Below are 17,028 nucleotides of genomic sequence, written 5' to 3' on the forward strand. Positions count from 1 at the left end.
CCACCCCCGCACGCGCGAGGGTGAAGAACAGTCCGTTGCGAGAAGGCATTAACCACTCCGTGGTCAGGGCTTTAATTACCTGCAGACGATCCAGAATACGGGTAACAGGATCAAGGGAAAAGGTTCACAAAACGCAATGCCGTGTCCGTCAGGCACCACCACCGACGGCAATCCACCAGCAGAAAGACCCGGGCCATGTCCGTTGGTCAATGGCTCGGTCGGCGGGTACGCCAGGGTGGCGGTCCAGATCTATCGTGTTTCCGGGAGGTCGATCTGTCGCGACATCACACCCCGTCAGACGCCGTATTCGGCGCGGTAGGCGCGCAGGGCGTCCAGGTGTTCCGGCGCGCGGCCGGTCTGCTCCAGCAGGGTGACCAGGTCGGTCAGCCGCGCCACGCGCACCACCTGCATGCCCAGGTCACTCTCCACTTCCTGGATGGCCGAGCGCTCGCCCGCACCGCGCTCCTCGCGGTCCAGGGCGATGGCCACCCCCACCGGCGAGGCGCCGGCGGCGCGGATGATGTCCACCGATTCGCGGATGGCGGTGCCGGCGGTGATCACGTCGTCCACGATCAGCACACGACCCTCCAGCGGGGCGCCCACGATGTTGCCGCCCTCGCCGTGGTCCTTGGCCTCCTTGCGGTTGAAGGCCCAGGGGCGGTCCATGTCGTGGTCGCGGTACAGGGCTTCGGCCACGGCCGCCGCCAGCGGGATGCCCTTGTAGGCCGGGCCGAAGATCAGGTCGAAGTCGATCCCGGAATCCACGATCGCCTGCGCATAGAACTCGCCCAGACGGGCCAGGTCGGAGCCGCGGTTGAACAGCCCGGCGTTGAAGAAATAGGGGCTGGTACGGCCCGATTTCAGCGTAAACTCGCCGAACCGCAGGACGTCGCGCTGCAGGGCGTATTCGAGGAAGGCGTGGGCGGTCATGACGGCTCCGTGGTCGATTGCGAGGGGAAACGGCCCCTATTCTGACACAGCGTCCGGGCGGGTCTTTTCGCCGGCCGCGCGCGCGGGTATCGTTGCGCGCCATGCGCATAATGTCCATGAACGCCAACGGCATCCGTGCCGCCGCCCGCAAGGGCTTCTTCGACTGGCTGCCCACCACCGAAGCCGACGTGGTCTGCATCCAGGAGACCAAGGCCCAGATCCACCAGATCCAGGGCGAGCCCTTCCATCCGCCCGGTTATCACAGCGCCTACGTGGACGCGGTGAAACCCGGCTACAGCGGTGTGGCCATGTACAGCCGGATGCAGCCGGACGAGGTCATCACCCGGCTGGGCTTCGAGGAGGCGGACAACGAGGGACGCTACGTGGAGATGCGCTTCGGCAACCTGTCGGTGGTGTCGCTCTACCTGCCGTCGGGCTCATCGGGCGACCACCGTCAGGACTCGAAATGGCGCTTCCTCGATTTCTTCCGCCCGTGGCTGGCGGAGCGCATGCAGGACGGGCGCGAATGGGTGATCTGCGGCGACTGGAACATCGCGCACAAGGAGATCGACCTGACCAACTACCGCTCCAACCGCAAGAACTCGGGCTTTCTGCCCGAGGAACGGGCGTGGCTGGACCACCTGTTCGACGAGATCGGCATGGTGGATGTGTTCCGCCGGCTGGACGACCGCCCCGGGCAGTACACCTGGTGGTCGAACCGCGGTCAGGCCTGGGCGAAGAACGTGGGCTGGCGCATCGACTACCAGATCGCCACTCCGGGCATCGCCGCCACCGCGCGCGACCCGTTCATCTATACCGAGCAGCGCTTCTCCGATCACGCGCCGTTCTGGATCGACTATGACTACGCGCCCTGACAGCCGCACCGGGCTCGCCGCCCGGCACATGCCCCGTCGATGAGCGCCGCCGACGACGCGCAGGCCGCACCGCGCCGTGACTGGCGCGCGGCACTGGCGGTGTACCGCCATCCGCGTGTCATCGGCATGCTGTTCCTCGGCTTTGCCGCCGGGCTGCCGCTGCTGCTCACCGGCGGCACGTTCACCGCCTGGCTGCGCGACCTCGGGGTGGAGCTGTCGTCCATCGGCTTTCTCAGCTGGGTGGGCATGGCCTACAGCATCAAGGTGCTGTGGGCGCCGATCGTGGACCGCCTTGCGCTGCCGGTGCTGACGCGGCTGTTCGGCCGGCGCCGGGCGTGGATGCTGCTGGCGCAGGCCCTGATCATCATCTCGCTCACGGGCATCGCGCTCACCGACCCCACCGAGCAGCTGTGGCTGGTCGCGGTGTGGGCGGTGATCACGGCGTTCGCGGCGGCAACCCAGGACATCGCCATCGATGCCTACCGCATCGAGGCGGTGACCAAGGAACGCCAGGGGGCGATGGCCGCGGCCTACGTGACCGGCTACCGCGTGGCCCTGCTGACCGCCGGGGCCGGGGCACTGCACATCGCCGCGGTGGGGACCTGGGGCCTGGCCTACGGCACCATGGCCGCGCTCATGCTGGTGGGCGTGATCTGCACCCTGATCGTGCGCGAGCCCGAGGTGGCCGAGCGCGACCGCAGGACCGCGCAGATCGAGCAGCGCGTGCTCGACTACATCAACAACACCTCGGACACCGGCTACTGGCGCGCCTTCAAGGCCTGGTTCATCGGCGCCTTCATCTGTCCGTTCGTGGAATTCTGGAAGCGCTTCGGCAGGATCGCCCTGCTGCTCATCGCGTTCATCGCGATCTTCCGCATCAGCGACATCTTCATGGGGGTGATGGCCAACCCGTTCTACCTGGACCTGGGCTTCAGCAAGGACCAGATCGCCAATATCGCCGCGGCCTTCGGCCTGGCGATGACCCTGGGCGGGGCCGCTGTCGGCGGGCTGCTGGTCGCACGCTTCGGCATCATGCGCATGCTGATCGCCACCGCGCTGCTGGCGCCGATCACCAACCTGACCTTCTCCTGGCTGGCCCTGCTGGGTCCGGAGCTCTACGGGCTAGTATTCGCCATCATGGCCGACAACGTGACCGGCGGCATGGCGATCTCGGTGTTCATCGCCTACCTCTCCAGTCTCACCAACAGCGCCTACACCGCCACCCAGTACGCCCTGTTCAGCTCCCTGATGACCCTGCCCGGGCAGTTCCTCGCCGGTTTCACCGGGGTGATGGCCGAGTTCATGGGCTGGTTCTGGTTCTTCGTCAGTTCGGCCGCGATCGGCATCCCCGCGGTCCTGCTGGCGCTGTGGATCGCACGCGTCGCCAACCCCGACCGCATGCCTCAGCCCGGGCGCGAAGAGGCCCCCGCCGAACGGGCCGACTGACCGTGGGAGCCTGCTTGCAGGCGAACAGGGCCGGTGCAAGCAGGCTCCCACCGTTCCGTGCGCATCCTCCCATCCATGGAAGCGTGCTGGCACGCGATGCCGGCAGCGGCCTTGCCCCCGCGCACCAAACCCGGTTGTATACGGGGGAGCGGGGAACACAACCGGGGACGGCGAAGGAATGCGCTTCTTTGAATACCAGGACCGGGCACGCCGGCGGCTGACGCTGCTGCTGGGCCTGTTCGTGCTGGTGGTGGTGCTGATGGTGGCACTGCTCAATATCCTGCTGCTGTATACCCTGGTCGAGCCCTGGCAGGAACTCCGGCAGCTCATGCCCACCGCCGAGATGCTCACGGAGCACCGTGGCTTTCTGCTGTGGACCACCGGACTGGCGATCGCGGTCATCGCCGGGGCCAGCCTGTGGCGCCTGTACCAGCTGCGGCGTGCCGGCGGCGGGCGCGGCATCGCGCGCGAGATGGGCGGCGATCCGGTGGATGCCGAGCCCGAGGACCCGAAGAACCGGCGGCTGCGCAACATCGTCGAGGAGATGGCGATCGCCGCCGGGCTGCCGGTGCCGGCGATCTTCGTGCTGGAACGCGAGCTGGGCATCAACGCCTTCGCCGACGGCTTCACCCCGCATGACGCGGCCATCGCGGTAACGCGCGGGGCGATCGAGAGCCTCAACCGCCAGGAACTGAAGGCGGTGGTCGCCCACGAGTTCGGCCATATCCGTGCCGGCGACATGCGCCTGAACACGCAGCTGGTCGGCATCCTGTTCGGCATCGAGATGATCGCGCTGCTGGGCCTGGGCATGCTGCCCGGACGGCGCGCGCGCAGCGACCCGGGAGAGATGCGGGGGCCGGTGTGGTTCAACTTCGCGCTGGTGGCTGCCGGTGGGATCGGTCTGATCGGCGGGCGCCTGATCCGCGCAGCCATCGCGCGCGAACAGGAGTACCGCGCGGATGCCCACGCGGTGCAGTTCACCCGCAACGGGGACGGCATGGCCGGCGCCCTGCGCAAGGTAGCCGCGCGCTACGCCGGTCTCAACGCCAGCCCGGCAATGGTCGGACACATGCTGTTCGCCAACGGCGCCATTGACCAGCTGCTCGATACCCATCCGCCGCTGGAGAAACGCCTGGAGCGGCTGGGCCAGCCACTGGACGAGGAGGGCCTGGAACGCCTGGGCCGCGAGGCCACCGACCGGGTACGCCGTGCGGTGACCGAACGCGAGCGCCGACGCCGCGAGCAGGAGGCTGCCGCCGAGCAGCAGCGGGAAGAGGAGGAGAACGGGCCGCTGGGCGAGGCCTTCGGGGCCGCCCCCGGCTCGCTAGCCGCCGCCCTGCTGGCCGCGCTGCCGGGCGAACTGGCCCGCTCCGCCCGCAATCCGCACTGGGTCGCGGATCTGGTGCTCTACCTGATCCTGCATCCGGATCCGGAGATCCGCGAACAGCAGCTCCATATGATCCTGGAGACCCGCGGCCCGGAGAGCGAGGAACGCGTGCGCCAGCTCCGCGCGATGGTCCCCGAACCCGCGGCCGAACACCGCCTTCCACTGACCGAGATGGCTTTCCCTGCGCTGGCTCGGCTGAGCCGCGACGAACAACGGACCCTGGCCGGACTCGTGGAACGCCTGATCCATGCCGACGGCCGCATGTTGATCGAACACCTCGACCGGCGTCACGGGCACGGGGGCGAAAGGACGCACGGGCGCAAGGATCCCGCCGGGAAGAACGCCCGGCACCGCGAAAACGCCGCACGCTACCTGCTGGCGACCCTCGCGCTGCATGGCCACCCGGATGACCCCGAGGCGGCCGAGGCCGCGCTGATCGCCGGTCTGGGCCGCTTCACCGGCAGCCTGCCATTCAGTGCCCCCATCCCCGAGGAGCTGCGTCAGGCCAGCCAGTCCGCGGCCTGGGCGCGCATCCTCGACCGCGCGCTGGAGCGCCTGGCGCGCCTGGCGCGCATGCCGCGCAACGACCGCCAGCGGCTGCTGCAGGCCATGGACGACACCGTGCAGCAGCGCGGCGACCCCACCGCGGAACTGCGCGAGCTGGTACGCATGATGGCCGCCTCGCTGCACCTGAACGTACCGCTGCCGGATGCCGGCGAACTGTTCGACGCCGGCCACTGAAGGGGCTTCGGAGCGCACTGCGCCCCCGGCCCTGCCCGCAACGAAAGAAGGCCCGCATCTCGCGATGCGGGCCTTCCCGTTACAGCCGCTTGCTGAAACTCGCGCGGTGCGCGATCAGAAGCTGTAGTGCATGCCGACCATGAAGACCTTGTTGGAGCCGTCTTCGGGGAACGGGATCGGATCCGTGCCGGTATCACGCGCACGCTCGGCCGGAATCGCACCGGTCGGCTCTTCCTCGTAATAGTACTCGGCGAAGAACTTCAGGGCATCGTTGACGTTGAAGTCGTAACCCAGATGGACGACGTCCTCGCCGTAGTTATCGACGTTGGCAAGCATGCCCTTGAAGGTATGCTGACCCCAGTCGTAGGCGGCGTACACATTGGCGGCGATGTCTCCGTCATCACCGAACACGTCCTCATCCTGATCGCTGTCGATGTATTCGACCTTGGCGGACAGGGACAGGTCACCCATGCTGTGCATCGCGGAAAAGCCCCAGATACGGGTGTTCTGGGCGCCATCCACGTCGTCAACGCCCAGCGAGAGCGTGGTGTCCTGGAACGAGTAGGAACCGGTCAGCTGGTAACGGTCGTCCGGAGAACCGGAGCTGTCGGCATATCCCGAGTTGGCACTGTACGCCGCACCGAAGGAGAAGCCGTTGAAGTCGGGGGAGTAGTACATCACGCTGTCGCTTTCGCGGAACGTGGTATAGGTCGCGAAGCCCGACTGGAAGGAACTGAACATGTCGACCGGGAACGCGATCGCGTTGTAGTACGGCATCCAGTCACGGCCGTAGGCAAACGTGCCGGCCACATCGGACTCGAGGCCGATCTTGCCGATGCGGATGTCTTCATCGGCCGTGTTGAACGGGTCCTGCACCTTGCCATTGGCCAGATCCAGCGGCATCTCCAGCTGGGCGAAGGCGTTCAGGCCTTCGTTGAGCGGCAGGCTGCCGGTGAAGCCCACACGCGAGTAGGCATCGCGGAAACCGTCGTAGCTATCCTCTTCAGCCGGATCGGCGGCTTCGTACTGGAGCCGCAGGGAGCCGTAGAAATCCCAGTCGATCGGGCCGGCGCCTTCTTCCTGAGCCATGGCCATGCCGGGGGCGGCCAGGGTCGCGGCCACCGCCGCGGCAAGCATCTTCCTGTTCATCATCTTCCTGTCCTCGCGCTCAATTGAATTTTTTCGGGATGTCCGGAACCGGCTCCGCCGTCCGGTCAGTGTGCGGCTTTTGCAACAGCTGCGCGCGGAACATCGCGGACGATCCATTCCACTGCACACCAGCACGGGTATATAAACGAAGTCTAATTCGTTGTAAAGGGCCGACACGCATGTATCCGGTGTGTCTGTTGTGCGCCACAAGCGGAAGGACCGCCTGCGGGTCCCGAAGTTCCGCCGAACGCACGGCGGCATGGCGCGGTCGCACGGGGTGAAGGCCACCGGGCCGTGTTTTCGTGACACGGTTTGCGCCGGAGGTATTTTTGCGCAAAAATAATGTTCGTTGACCATCACTGCCGAGAACCGCATGTCATCCGCCAGCGCCGCCACGCAAACGTCCGCCGCCCCGTCCGGGGGCGAGGACCCCGCACGCTCGGTCATCCGCCAGCTGCGGGTGATCATCCGGGCGCTGCAGGGGCATTCGCGCGCGGTGGAGCGGGCCTGCGGGATCAGTGCCTCGCAGCTGTGGGCGCTGTGGGAACTCCAGCGCACGCCGGGCCTGAACGTGAGCGACCTGTCGCGGCGGCTGTCGGTGCATGCCTCCACCACCTCCAACCTGCTGGACAAGCTGGAGCAGCAGGGCCTGGTCGAACGTCGCCGCCCGGAGCGCGACCAGCGCATCGTTCGCCTGTACGTCACCGAGACCGGGGAGGAACTGCTGGACCGCGCCCCGGCGGCCCCCCAGGGCGAGCTCAACCGGGCGCTGGAGGCGATGCCCCCCGAGGAACTGGCCGATCTGGACCAGAACCTGGCGATACTGGTGGAAACCATGCAGTCCACCGAGCAGCGCGCCGGGCTCAAGCCGTTCGAGGGCGGGGCCTGAACGGGATGCTCCGCCTCGCCGCCAGCTTCGGCCGCCTCGCGGTGCTGGCGCTGGCGCTCGTCCTGCTGGCCGGCCCGGCCCTGGCCGAACCCCGCTTCGACGATCCGCCCGAACATTCCGCCGATGGCGGCTTCACCCTGCACTGGGAATCCGATGCCGCAGTGGTGCTGGAACGCGCCAGCGGCCCCGATTTCGACGATGCCCGCGTGATCTACGAAGGCGGCGACGCCAGCAGCGTGATCAGCGGCCTGCCGGACGGTGAATACCGGTTCCGGCTGCGCGCGGCCGACGCCGACGAGGATGCCTGGAGCGACCGCGTCACGGTCGAGGTCGAGCATCACAGTCTCGCCCGCGCGTTTGGTTTCTTCGCCGTCGGCGGAGCGGTGTTCCTGGTGCTGATCGTCGTGCTGCTGCGGGGCCGCCCGCGCGGCTGACCCCCCATGCCCCGGGCCATTGGCCCGGCCAACCGGAGACCTTCATGCCCGATTTCGCCATCAACATGCAGCGCCTGCAGCAGGACATCAACGACCTCGCGCAGATCGGTCGCGATGCCGACCGCGGCCTGCACCGCCGCGCATTCTCCGACGGCGACCGCGCCGGGCGCGAGTGGTTCCGCCACCGCCTGGAGGCGGCCGGTCTGGATGTCTGGCAGGACGGGGCCGCCAATCTGCACGGTCGCCTGCAGTACGACGGCCGGCGGCCGGTGGTGGCGATGGGCTCGCATCTCGACACGGTGCCCGGCGGCGGTCCGCTGGACGGCGCGCTGGGCGTGCTGATCGGGCTGGAGGTGCTGCGCACCACGCAGGAGCAGGGGATCGAGCTGCAGTACCCGCTGGAGGTGATCGACTTCACCGACGAGGAGGGCCGCTTCGGCGGGATGTTCGGCTCCCAGGCGATGGCCGGCAAACTGACCCCGGAGAGCATCAGCCATGCGCGCGACCTGGAGGGCGTGACGCTGGTGGACGCGATGGCGGCCTGGGGCCTGAACGCCGACGACGCGCTGGCCGCGCGGCGCGACCCGAACACCCTGCACGCCTTCATCGAGACCCACATCGAACAGGGGCCGGTGCTGGACCGGCGCGGCCTGAGCGTGGGAGTGGTGGAGGCCATCACCGGGCTGTTCAAGTGGGAGGTGCGCCTGAAGGGCCAGCCCAACCACGCGGGCACCACGCCCATGGACATGCGCGCGGATGCCTTCCAGGGACTGGCCGAGTTCGGCGGCGAGATCGACCGTCTGCTGGAGGAACACGGCAGCCCCAACTCGCGCGCAACCATCGGCCGCGTGGAGCTGTCGCCGGGGGCGCCGAACACCGTGCCCGGCATGGCGACCTTTTCGTTCGAGGTGCGCGACACCGACGAGAAGGTCCTGACCGCACTGGCGCACGCGGCGCGGCGCACGCTCTCCAGCCTGGCCCGGCGGCGCGACCTGATGTTCGAGTTCGACGTGCTCTCGGAGATCGACCCGGTGCGCTGCGACACCGGGATCGTGCAGACCATCGAGGGCCAGGCCGAACGCATGGGACTGGAATACATCACCATGCCCAGCGGCGCGGCGCACGACACCCAGAGCATGAGTGCGATCACCCGCACCGGGATGATCTTCGTGCCCAGCCTGCAGGGGCGTTCCCATTCGGCCGCGGAATGGACAAACTGGGAGGACATCGAGACCGGCGCCAACCTGGCCCTGCACAGTGCGCTGGCACTGGCGGCCCCGCAGTAGCGCCACCCCAACCGACCAAGGAGCCCGCGGCATGGCCGACGACAACGTTTCCCGCCTGACCGACTACGACTCCCTGGATCCGCTGCGCGAGCAGTACCAGGAGAGCCTGATCAGCAAGCCGGTACTGCGGCGCGAGCTGCGCGAGCACCATGTCGCCCTGCTGTGCATCGACCTGCAGTACCTGGACGCCGCGCGCGGCCACGGGGTGTTCGCGGATTCGGCCGAATCCGGCATCCCGCTGGAGGCCCAGGAGTACTATTTCCATCGCCTGGAGGAGACCGTCCTGCCCAACGTGCGCCGCCTGCAGGATGCCTTCCGCGCCGAGGAGATGGAGGTCATCCACACCCGCATCCGTTCGCTGACCCGCGACGGGCGCGACCGCAGCCCGGGCCACAAGCGTCTCGGACTGCATGCGGCCCCCGACAGCAAGGATGCCGAATTCGTCCACGAGGTCGCGCCGCAGGGCGATGAGATCGTCCTCGACAAGACCGCGAGCGGCGTGTTCAACTCGACCAATCTGCACTACATCCTGCGGAACCTGGAGATCTCCTCCCTGTTCATCGTTGGCGTGTACAGCAACGAATGCGTCTCCACCGCGGTGCGCGACGCCTGTGACCTGGGCTTCTACGTGACGCTCATCGAGGACTGCTGTGCGACGGTGACCCCCGAGATGCAACGCGCCACCATCACCACCATCAAGGACCGCTACGCCCGCGTGATGACCACGGACGAGGCGATCCGCGAGATCACGAGGGTGCAGGAGGCGTCGTGACCGCCCTCGAGGAGCCCATCCTCCCGACTTCCGTCGCCTGGGGACTGCTGGCGGCCTTCAGCGTCCTGTGGGTCGCGCTGGGCGCCTGGCTGGGACGCCGCAACTACACCGCCGCCGACCACATGCTGGCCGGGCGCAACGTGGGGCTGGCTCTGGCCAGCGCCACCGCGATGGCCACCTGGGTCACCGCCAACACCACCATGACCGCCCCGCAGCTCGCACTGGAGCTGGGCGTGTGGGGCATGCTGGGCTACTCGCTGGGGGCGCTGGGTCTGATCCTGTTCGCCCCGCTGGCCCGGCGCATCCGCGAACTGATGCCGCACGGTTTTACCTCCGGGGACTTCATCCGTCTGCGCTACGGGACCTTCACCTGGCGGGTGTTCCTCGGCGTATCCCTGATCTACGCCTTCGGCTGGCTGATCTCCATGGCGATGGCCGGCGGGGTGCTGATCAACGCCCTGGCCGGGATCGACTACCGCGTGGGCATGACCGTGATCCTGACGGTGTGCGTGATCTACACCCTGCTGGGCGGGCTGCGCGCGGTGATCGGCACCGACTTCATCCAGACCGTGATCATCATCGCCGGCGCCGCCTTCCTCGCCTGGATGACCATCGACCGGGTGGGTTTCGAGGCGATCCATTTCGACCTGATGGAAGAACGCCCGGAACTGCTGAGCCTGCTGTTCCCGGCGGCGATCATGTTCCTGTTCAACAACCTGCTGTTCGGCGTGGGCGAGATCTTCCACTCCAACGTGTGGTGGTCGCGCGCCTTCGCCTTCGGCCGCAACGTGGGCTTCCGCGCCTACCTGCTGGGCGGACTGCTGTGGCTGCCGATCCCGATTGTGGCCGGCTTCGTGGCGCTGGCCACCCCGGCGCTGGGGATCAACGTGCCGGCGGCGGACATGGTCGGCCCGCTGGTGGCCGCCGAGGTGCTCGGCCTGACCGGGGCGATCGTGGTGTTCATCGTGGTGTTCGCCGCGCTGGCCTCCAGCCTCGACTCGCTGCTGGCGGCCACCTCCGACCTGGTCACCCGTGACATCTACCGCGGGCACATCCATCCGCGCGCCTCGCAACAGACTCAGCTGCGGGCGACGAAGGTGATCGTGGTGCTGCTGGGGCTGCTGACCTGGCTGGCCGCCAGCTACCGCGGCGAGGTTCCGGTGGTCGGCTCGCTCGCGGCCCTGCTGTATTTCACCGGGGCCTTCGTGGCCAGCGCGATCTGGCCCATCGTGGCCGGGCTGTACTGGCGCCGCGCCAACCCGCAGGCGGCCGCCTGGGCGATGCTGCTGGGCTCCGGGCTGGGCCTGGCCAGCTACTTCATGATCGGCTGGTACGTGGCCGCACTGGTGGGCGCGGCGGTCTCGCTGGTGGTGATGGTCGCCGGCACCTGGCTGTTCCCGCGGCCTTTCGACTGGGGCCGGCTGGCGCAGGATGACCACGACGCGCCCGCCGGCCGCGACACCCCGGAGGTGACGACATGACGATCCCGGTAACCGCACTGGCGACCATCGTGATCATCGCGACCACGGTCGCGACCCTGACCCCGATCCTGCTGATCGCCCTGTTCATCCGTGACTGGAAGAGAGGATGCCTCTGGTGAATCCCGATGACCCGCTGAACACCCTCAAGCCGCGGGACGGTGCCGCCGGCACCGATCGCCCGCGCGCGCTGCTGGAGGCGGTGGAGGAAAACCCCGACCCGCTGCTCAAACTGGCCGCCTCGCACGTGGTCTCCAGCCGGCAGTTCACGCGCGAAGAGCTGCTGCAGCTGTTCCGCCTGGCCGCGCAGTACGAGACCACGCCGGCGCTGGTCCATCTGCCGCTGGCCGGCAAGATCCTGATCAGCGCGTTCTACGAGCCGTCCACCCGCACGCGGCTGTCGTTCGAGAGCGCCTGGCACCGGCTCGGGGGATCGGTGATGTCGATCACCGACCCGAAGAGCACCGGCATCGCCAAGGGCGAGTCGCTGGCCGACATCGCCGAGATGTTCAACAACTACGGCGACGTGCTGGTGCTGCGTTCCTCGGACGGCGAGGCCGTGCACAACATGCTCGAGAACCTGCGCATCCCGCTGGTCAACGCCGGCAACGGGATCGACGAGCACCCGACCCAGGCGCTGGCGGACGTGTACACCCTGGCCAAGTGGCGCCCGGAAGTGTTCCTGCCCGACTGCCCGCCGGAAAAGCACATCAAGGTGGGGATCGTGGGCGTGCCCTCGCGCATGCGCACGGTGCGCAGCCTGCTGAGCATGCTGAGCCTGTTCCCCGAGGCGATCGACGAGATCGTGGTGATTTCGCGCGAGGAGGAGAACTTCGACCCCGAGCAGCGCGAGCTGCTCGAGGGCGCGGGCCTGAAGCTGCGCGTGGTGAACGACCTGGACCCGGTGCTCCCGGAACTGGACGTCGTCTACATCAACGCCATCGCCTGGGTCGGCGACACCTTCGAGTCCATGGGCGAAGGCCTGAACCTGAACCGCGAGTCGCCGCTGAAGGAAGGTGCCATCATCATGCATCCGCTGGCGCGCGGCGCGGAGCTGTCGACCGATCTCGACGACACCCCGCACAACTGGTACTTCGCCCAGGCGCGCGGGGCGGTGTTCGTGCGCATGGCCCTGCTGACCACGGTGGTGCGCCGGATCAGCGCGGTGATGGACACCCCGGAGGGCTGACCCCCGGTTGTATGATTGCCTGACTGACGGCGAGCGGCGCGGCGACCCGGCCCCGCTCGCCCCCGATGGATAACTCAAGGAGACACCCCCATGTGCGGCATTGGCGGCATCTTTCACGCCGACCCGGAACGTCCGGTCGATGCACAGACCCTGGTCAACATGGCCGCGATCCAGTACCACCGCGGCCCCGACGGCTTCGGCTACAAGACGCAGGATGATCGCGGCGTGGGCTTCAGCCACGCACGGCTGTCGATCATCGACCTCGACGAGCACCGCGGGCGCCAGCCGTTCACCATGAGCAACGGCGAGATCATGACCGCGGTCAACGGCGAGCTGTACGACTACAAGCGCATCCGTACCGATCTGACCTCGCGCGGGGTGAAGTTCCGCACCAAGAGCGACTCCGAGATGGTGATGCACCTGTACCAGCGCGAGGGGCTGGAGGATGCGCTGAAATACTTCCGCGGCGAGTTCGCGATCTCGCTGTATGACCGCAAGCACGACCGCCTGGTGCTGGCACGCGACCGCTTCGGCATCAAGCCGCTGTACTTCACCGAAACTGCCGGCGGCAGCTTCGTATTCGGCTCCGAACTGAAGGTCCTGTTCGCCAACCCGGACGTGCAGCGGCGCTTCTCCGACGACGGCCTGTACCACCAGCTGATGCAGACCATGGTGCCGGGCACCACCGCCTTCGAGGGCATCCACCAGGTCAAGCCCGGCCACGTGGTCATCGTCGAGCGCGCCCACGGCAAGCTGAAGATCCGCCAGGAGAAATACTGGGACATGGACTTCCCGCTGGCCTCGGAGCGCCCGCCGGAAAGCGAGACCGACGAGGAGTACTGGATCGAGGGGGTGCGCGACAAGCTGATGGAGGCCACCCAGCTGCGCCTGGAGGCCGACGTGCCGGTCGCCTGCTACCTCTCCGGGGGGATCGACTCCTGCATCACCCTGGGCCTGGCCTCGGCCAGCCAGCAGGCGCCGGTGAAGGCCTTCACCATCGGCTTCGACAACGACGACTACGACGAGACCGCCATCGCCCGCGAGATGGCCGAGAGCGTGGGCGCCGACCAGGACATCATGTCGCTGGACGCCGACCACCTGTATGACAACTTCGAGGAGGCGCTCTGGCACGCCGAGCGCACCATCTACAACACCCTGGCGGTGGCCAAGCTGCTGATGAGCCGGCACGTGAACCACGCCGGCTACAAGGTGGTGGTGACCGGGGAGGGCTCGGACGAGCTGTTCGGCGGCTACCCGGCGTTTCGCCGCGACATGTTCCTGCACGGGCTGGACACCCTGCCGGAGGGCGACCGTCAGGCCTGGCAGCAGATGCTCAACGAGTCCAACGAACTGGTCTCCGGGGCGATGCTGGCCGAGGACGAGGTCTCCGACCCCGACTTCAACCGCATGATGGGCTTTACCCCGTCCTGCCTGCAGCCCTGGCTGGCGGCCGCCGAGCACGTGCCCGGTCTGCTGCATCCGAAGCGGCGCAAGCGCATGAAGGACTACAAGCCGGGCAAGGCCATCGCCGACGCCCTGGACGACGACATGCTGGAAGGCCGCCACCCGCTGGACAAGGCCCAGTACGTGTGGATCAAGACCATGCTGGAGGGCCAGATCCTCACCTGGGGCGGCGACCGCATGGACATGGCCAACTCCATGGAGGCGCGCCCGCCGTTCCTCGACCACCACCTGGCCGAGTTCGCCGCGCAGCTGCCGCCGACCATGCGCATCAAGGGCCGCAACGAAAAATACGTGCTGCGCGAGTCGATGAAGGGCCTGCTGCCCAAGGTGCTGTACGAGCGCGAGAAATTCCCGTTCATGGCACCGCCGGCCCACACCGACCCGACCAAATGGGCGGCGATGAAGGCGCTGGCGGATCGCTACCTGTCGGAGGACAAGATCGCCGAGGCCGGGCTGCTGGACCCCGAAGGCGTGCGCCAGGTGTTCGAGATCCACGAGTCGGAGGAAACCCCGGCGGCGACCCAGGTGCAGCTGGATGCGGTGATCAACCACATGATCGGCGTGCAGGTACTGCACGAGCAGTTCGTGGCCACCGACATCCCCGCGCTGGCGGCACAGAAGGCCCGCGAATTCGGCTGGAGCGCCTGACTTCGGGCCTTCGGGCCCGGAAAACAGCGGAAACGGTCCGTGTCAGGCGGAACCGTTTCCCGGACGGCGCACGAGCTGACGCAGGCGGCAATGGACTAAGTCCAGGCCGCCACCGCGCTGCGGTAGAACCCGGGGTCGCTGGTGGTGGCACCCTGCAGGGTGCACACGCGAGCGGCGAATTCGAGGGCACGGTGCAGGGTGCCTTCCCAGCCCCAGCCGCGGCGCAGGCCCAGGATGGCGACGCTGGCGAAGGCGTCGCCGGCGCCTACCGCGTCCTGCATGCCTTCCACCACCGGGGCGCGGGCGCGCACGGGCTGACCGGCGCGCGGATGGATCTCGGCGCCGTCGGCGCCCAGGGTGACGATCAGCGCGGACTGGATGTCGCAGGCCTGCAGGCAGTGATCGGCGCGCTCCGCCGCCGGGGTGTCCGGGAACAGCGTGGCCAGCTCGTCGGCGTTCAGCTTGACCACATCGGCACCCCGGAGCAGGTCGCGCACGTCCTGCGGGTCGTACCAGGGCTCGCGCAGGTTGGCGTCGACGAAGCGGCGTTCGCAGCGCCGGCGCAAAGCCGCCAGCAGCTCGCGGTTGCCGCTGCGCAGGGCGAGCGTGCCGTGATATAGCAGCGGGATGCGGGCTGGCACCGCGGGATCGACCGTCGCGGGCAGGTCGTCATAGGCCTGGTCGGGCAGGATGTGATAGGCGGGTTCGCCGTCCTCCACCGTCACCTGCACCGCGCCGGTGGGGGCCTGTGGGTGCGTATACAGTGCGTCTTCCGCCAGGCCGACCTCGCGCATGGCCTCGCGCACGCGTCCCCCGGCGGCGTCGTTTCCCACACCACCGACGAACAGCACGGGTTCCCCCAGCTGGTGCAGGTTCCAGGCGACGTTGAACGGGGCTCCGCCCAGGACTTCACGGCCGTCCGGAAAACGGTCGAACAGGACTTCACCAACGATCACGTCGGATACTTCCGGCATTCTCGAACCCTCCGGTCAGTCCGGCGCAACGGCGACGATACGGTCACGGCCCTGGCGTTTCGCGGCCAGCAGCGCCTTGTCGGCCAGCTCGAAGGCGGTGCCCTCGGGCGCGTCGGCACGCAGCTCCGTAAGGCCCCCGGAGATGGTGACCTTGAGGCGCTTGCTGCCGGCCCTGACCACGATGGCGGCCACTTCGCGACGCAGCTGGTCGGCCTGTTCGCGGGCGGCCTCCAGCGGCTGATGCATCACCATCACGAACTCCTCGCCGCCGTAACGGGCGACGAAGTCGGGCTCACTGACGCGTTCGGCCAGCACCTCGGCGACGGCCTTGAGGATGCGGTCGCCCGAGGTATGGCCGTATTCGTCGTTGATAAGCTTGAAATGATCGATGTCCCAGACGATCAGAGAGGCCGGCCCGGCATCGGCCGGGAAGGCGGCCATCCGCTGGTCGAAGGCGTGCCGGTTGAGGAGCCCCGTCAGCTTGTCGCGGGTGGCCTCGTCCCGCGCCCGGGACAGTCGGTCATGCAGCCCGGCGACCTGGTTCTCCAGCTCCTGGCTGCGCGCACGCAGGGCCCGGTTGCGCTCCAGGGCTGCCAGCAGTTCGGCCTCGCGGGTATCGCGGAAATCGCGGACCCGGTCGGCGACCCGGTCGAGGCCCTCAACGACCTCGCGGCGCATGGTGTCGATGTCGGTGATGTCGACCACGCGGCCCTTGATGCTGCTGACATCCCCGGAGATGTTCTCGTGCAGCTCGCGGATGGACGTCCGCGTGCGTTCCGAGTGGTCGTGGTCGGCCGACAGGGCCGAATCCACGTCATTCAGGCGCGAACGGATCTCGCCCATCACCTCCGAGAGCTGCTCGCGCTCGGCCAGCGCCTGGCCGCAGTTCTCCTGCAACGCGGAGAACACCCGCGCGAGACTTCGGCGCGTCAGGTCCGCGTCTCCGCGTTCGGCGGCCTGATGGACCTTTGCGAGGTCTTCGGCCAGAAACGTGAAGCCCTGCAACCCGCTCTCCAGCGCGGCCAGCAAACCGGCTTCCAGGTCCTCGCGCTGGTCCTGCTGGCGGATGGTGTCCGCCAGCCGGGCACTCATGCGATCAAGGGCCCGGGTATCCTCGGGGTTGTCTTCGATGGTGCGCGTCAGGTCATGCACCGCGCCCTCGAGATCAGGCTCGCGGGCCGACAGGACGGCCAGGGCGCGCAGGGCCACGCGCCGGAGCGAACGCATGCGCTCGCGCTCGGCATTGAGCGCCGACTCCAGTTCGATGACGTTCTTGCGCAGGTCGTTGTCGGCCATGGCTCTCCCCTGTACGGGCGCCCATTACAGCTGATGGGCGACCTGAATGCCACCGCCGAACCCCGGAAAT

15 protein-coding genes are annotated in these 17,028 nt (G+C 68.1%); 11 read left to right on the forward strand and 4 right to left on the reverse strand.

The features are described 5' to 3' along the window. Positions 1-294: 294 nt before the first annotated feature. Positions 295-930: an orotate phosphoribosyltransferase gene (gene pyrE, locus F790_RS0103345; protein WP_018868959.1), complete on the reverse strand. Its 636-nt coding sequence runs from the start codon at positions 928-930 to the stop codon at positions 295-297. Between the two features lie 101 nt (positions 931-1,031). Between pyrE and F790_RS0103350 the strand changes: the two genes are divergently transcribed. The 3 genes from F790_RS0103350 to F790_RS0103360 all read left to right on the forward strand — a co-directional run bounded on the left by F790_RS0103350 (position 1,032) and on the right by F790_RS0103360 (position 5,379). Beyond that, a complete protein-coding gene (locus F790_RS0103350; protein ID WP_255349446.1) occupies positions 1,032-1,805 on the forward strand; it encodes an exodeoxyribonuclease III in 774 nt (257 codons plus the stop codon). Between the two features lie 39 nt (positions 1,806-1,844). After that, positions 1,845-3,251, forward strand: coding sequence for an AmpG family muropeptide MFS transporter (locus F790_RS0103355; protein WP_019590833.1), 1,407 nt, complete (start codon positions 1,845-1,847; stop codon positions 3,249-3,251). 178 nt (positions 3,252-3,429) lie between these two features. Further along, complete coding sequence (locus F790_RS0103360; protein WP_019590834.1) at positions 3,430-5,379, forward strand: M48 family metalloprotease; 1,950 nt, start codon at positions 3,430-3,432, stop codon at positions 5,377-5,379. Between the two features lie 114 nt (positions 5,380-5,493). On the opposite strand, the gene F790_RS0103365 is transcribed toward F790_RS0103360, so the two are convergent. Next, on the reverse strand, positions 5,494-6,531 hold the full coding sequence (locus F790_RS0103365) for a porin (protein ID WP_018947204.1): 1,038 nt from the start codon (positions 6,529-6,531) through the stop codon (positions 5,494-5,496). 370 nt (positions 6,532-6,901) lie between these two features. Here F790_RS0103365 and F790_RS0103370 point away from each other — a divergent pair, with 370 nt between their 5' ends. The 8 genes from F790_RS0103370 (at position 6,902) to asnB (ending at position 14,688) form a co-directional block, all read left to right on the forward strand. After that, positions 6,902-7,417, forward strand: a complete 516-nt coding sequence (locus tag F790_RS0103370) for a MarR family winged helix-turn-helix transcriptional regulator (RefSeq protein WP_026332842.1) — start codon at positions 6,902-6,904, stop codon at positions 7,415-7,417. 5 nt (positions 7,418-7,422) lie between these two features. Then, positions 7,423-7,851, forward strand: a complete 429-nt coding sequence (locus F790_RS0103375) for a hypothetical protein (RefSeq protein WP_019590837.1) — start codon at positions 7,423-7,425, stop codon at positions 7,849-7,851. Positions 7,852-7,895: 44 nt separating this feature from the next. Next, the gene (locus F790_RS0103380) at positions 7,896-9,137 is read left to right on the forward strand and encodes a Zn-dependent hydrolase (RefSeq protein WP_019590838.1); all 1,242 of its coding nucleotides are present in this window, start codon (positions 7,896-7,898) and stop codon (positions 9,135-9,137) included. Between the two features lie 31 nt (positions 9,138-9,168). Further along, positions 9,169-9,909, forward strand: a complete 741-nt coding sequence (locus F790_RS0103385; protein WP_018868950.1) for a cysteine hydrolase family protein — start codon at positions 9,169-9,171, stop codon at positions 9,907-9,909. Continuing rightward, positions 9,906-11,390, forward strand: a complete 1,485-nt coding sequence (locus tag F790_RS0103390; protein ID WP_019590839.1) for a sodium:solute symporter family protein — start codon at positions 9,906-9,908, stop codon at positions 11,388-11,390. The genes F790_RS0103385 and F790_RS0103390 overlap by 4 nt, the downstream gene beginning before the upstream one ends. Further along, positions 11,387-11,509: a hypothetical protein gene (locus F790_RS14935; protein ID WP_018868948.1), complete on the forward strand. Its 123-nt coding sequence runs from the start codon at positions 11,387-11,389 to the stop codon at positions 11,507-11,509. Before F790_RS0103390 ends, F790_RS14935 begins: the two co-directional genes overlap by 4 nt. Further along, the gene (locus F790_RS0103400; protein WP_019021497.1) at positions 11,497-12,576 is read left to right on the forward strand and encodes an aspartate carbamoyltransferase; all 1,080 of its coding nucleotides are present in this window, start codon (positions 11,497-11,499) and stop codon (positions 12,574-12,576) included. The genes F790_RS14935 and F790_RS0103400 overlap by 13 nt, the downstream gene beginning before the upstream one ends. A gap of 90 nt (positions 12,577-12,666) precedes the next feature. Then, positions 12,667-14,688 (forward strand): asparagine synthase (glutamine-hydrolyzing), encoded by a 2,022-nt coding sequence (asnB, locus tag F790_RS0103405; RefSeq protein ID WP_019590840.1) that lies wholly within the window; start codon positions 12,667-12,669, stop codon positions 14,686-14,688. Positions 14,689-14,783: 95 nt separating this feature from the next. Here the strand turns inward: asnB and F790_RS0103410 are convergent, their stop codons facing one another. Then, positions 14,784-15,662 (reverse strand): PfkB family carbohydrate kinase, encoded by an 879-nt coding sequence (locus F790_RS0103410; protein ID WP_019590841.1) that lies wholly within the window; start codon positions 15,660-15,662, stop codon positions 14,784-14,786. A 15-nt stretch (positions 15,663-15,677) separates the two neighbouring features. Beyond that, complete coding sequence (locus F790_RS0103415) at positions 15,678-16,958, reverse strand: GGDEF domain-containing protein (RefSeq protein ID WP_019590842.1); 1,281 nt, start codon at positions 16,956-16,958, stop codon at positions 15,678-15,680. Between the last annotated feature and the right edge of the window lie 70 nt (positions 16,959-17,028).

The organism is Thioalkalivibrio sp. ALE20, from assembly GCF_000381405.1.
In the GTDB taxonomy this organism is placed as follows: domain Bacteria; phylum Pseudomonadota; class Gammaproteobacteria; order Ectothiorhodospirales; family Ectothiorhodospiraceae; genus Thioalkalivibrio.

Coding starts and splice junctions, on each gene's coding strand:
- pyrE (WP_018868959.1), bottom strand. CDS start 930: ATGACCGCCCACGCCTTCCTCGAATACGCCCTGCAGCGCGACGTCCTG.
- F790_RS0103350 (WP_255349446.1), top strand. CDS start 1,032: ATGCGCATAATGTCCATGAACGCCAACGGCATCCGTGCCGCCGCCCGC.
- F790_RS0103355 (WP_019590833.1), top strand. CDS start 1,845: ATGAGCGCCGCCGACGACGCGCAGGCCGCACCGCGCCGTGACTGGCGC.
- F790_RS0103360 (WP_019590834.1), top strand. CDS start 3,430: ATGCGCTTCTTTGAATACCAGGACCGGGCACGCCGGCGGCTGACGCTG.
- F790_RS0103365 (WP_018947204.1), bottom strand. CDS start 6,531: ATGATGAACAGGAAGATGCTTGCCGCGGCGGTGGCCGCGACCCTGGCC.
- F790_RS0103370 (WP_026332842.1), top strand. CDS start 6,902: ATGTCATCCGCCAGCGCCGCCACGCAAACGTCCGCCGCCCCGTCCGGG.
- F790_RS0103375 (WP_019590837.1), top strand. CDS start 7,423: ATGCTCCGCCTCGCCGCCAGCTTCGGCCGCCTCGCGGTGCTGGCGCTG.
- F790_RS0103380 (WP_019590838.1), top strand. CDS start 7,896: ATGCCCGATTTCGCCATCAACATGCAGCGCCTGCAGCAGGACATCAAC.
- F790_RS0103385 (WP_018868950.1), top strand. CDS start 9,169: ATGGCCGACGACAACGTTTCCCGCCTGACCGACTACGACTCCCTGGAT.
- F790_RS14935 (WP_018868948.1), top strand. CDS start 11,387: ATGACGATCCCGGTAACCGCACTGGCGACCATCGTGATCATCGCGACC.
- F790_RS0103400 (WP_019021497.1), top strand. CDS start 11,497: ATGCCTCTGGTGAATCCCGATGACCCGCTGAACACCCTCAAGCCGCGG.
- asnB (WP_019590840.1), top strand. CDS start 12,667: ATGTGCGGCATTGGCGGCATCTTTCACGCCGACCCGGAACGTCCGGTC.
- F790_RS0103410 (WP_019590841.1), bottom strand. CDS start 15,662: ATGCCGGAAGTATCCGACGTGATCGTTGGTGAAGTCCTGTTCGACCGT.
- F790_RS0103415 (WP_019590842.1), bottom strand. CDS start 16,958: ATGGCCGACAACGACCTGCGCAAGAACGTCATCGAACTGGAGTCGGCG.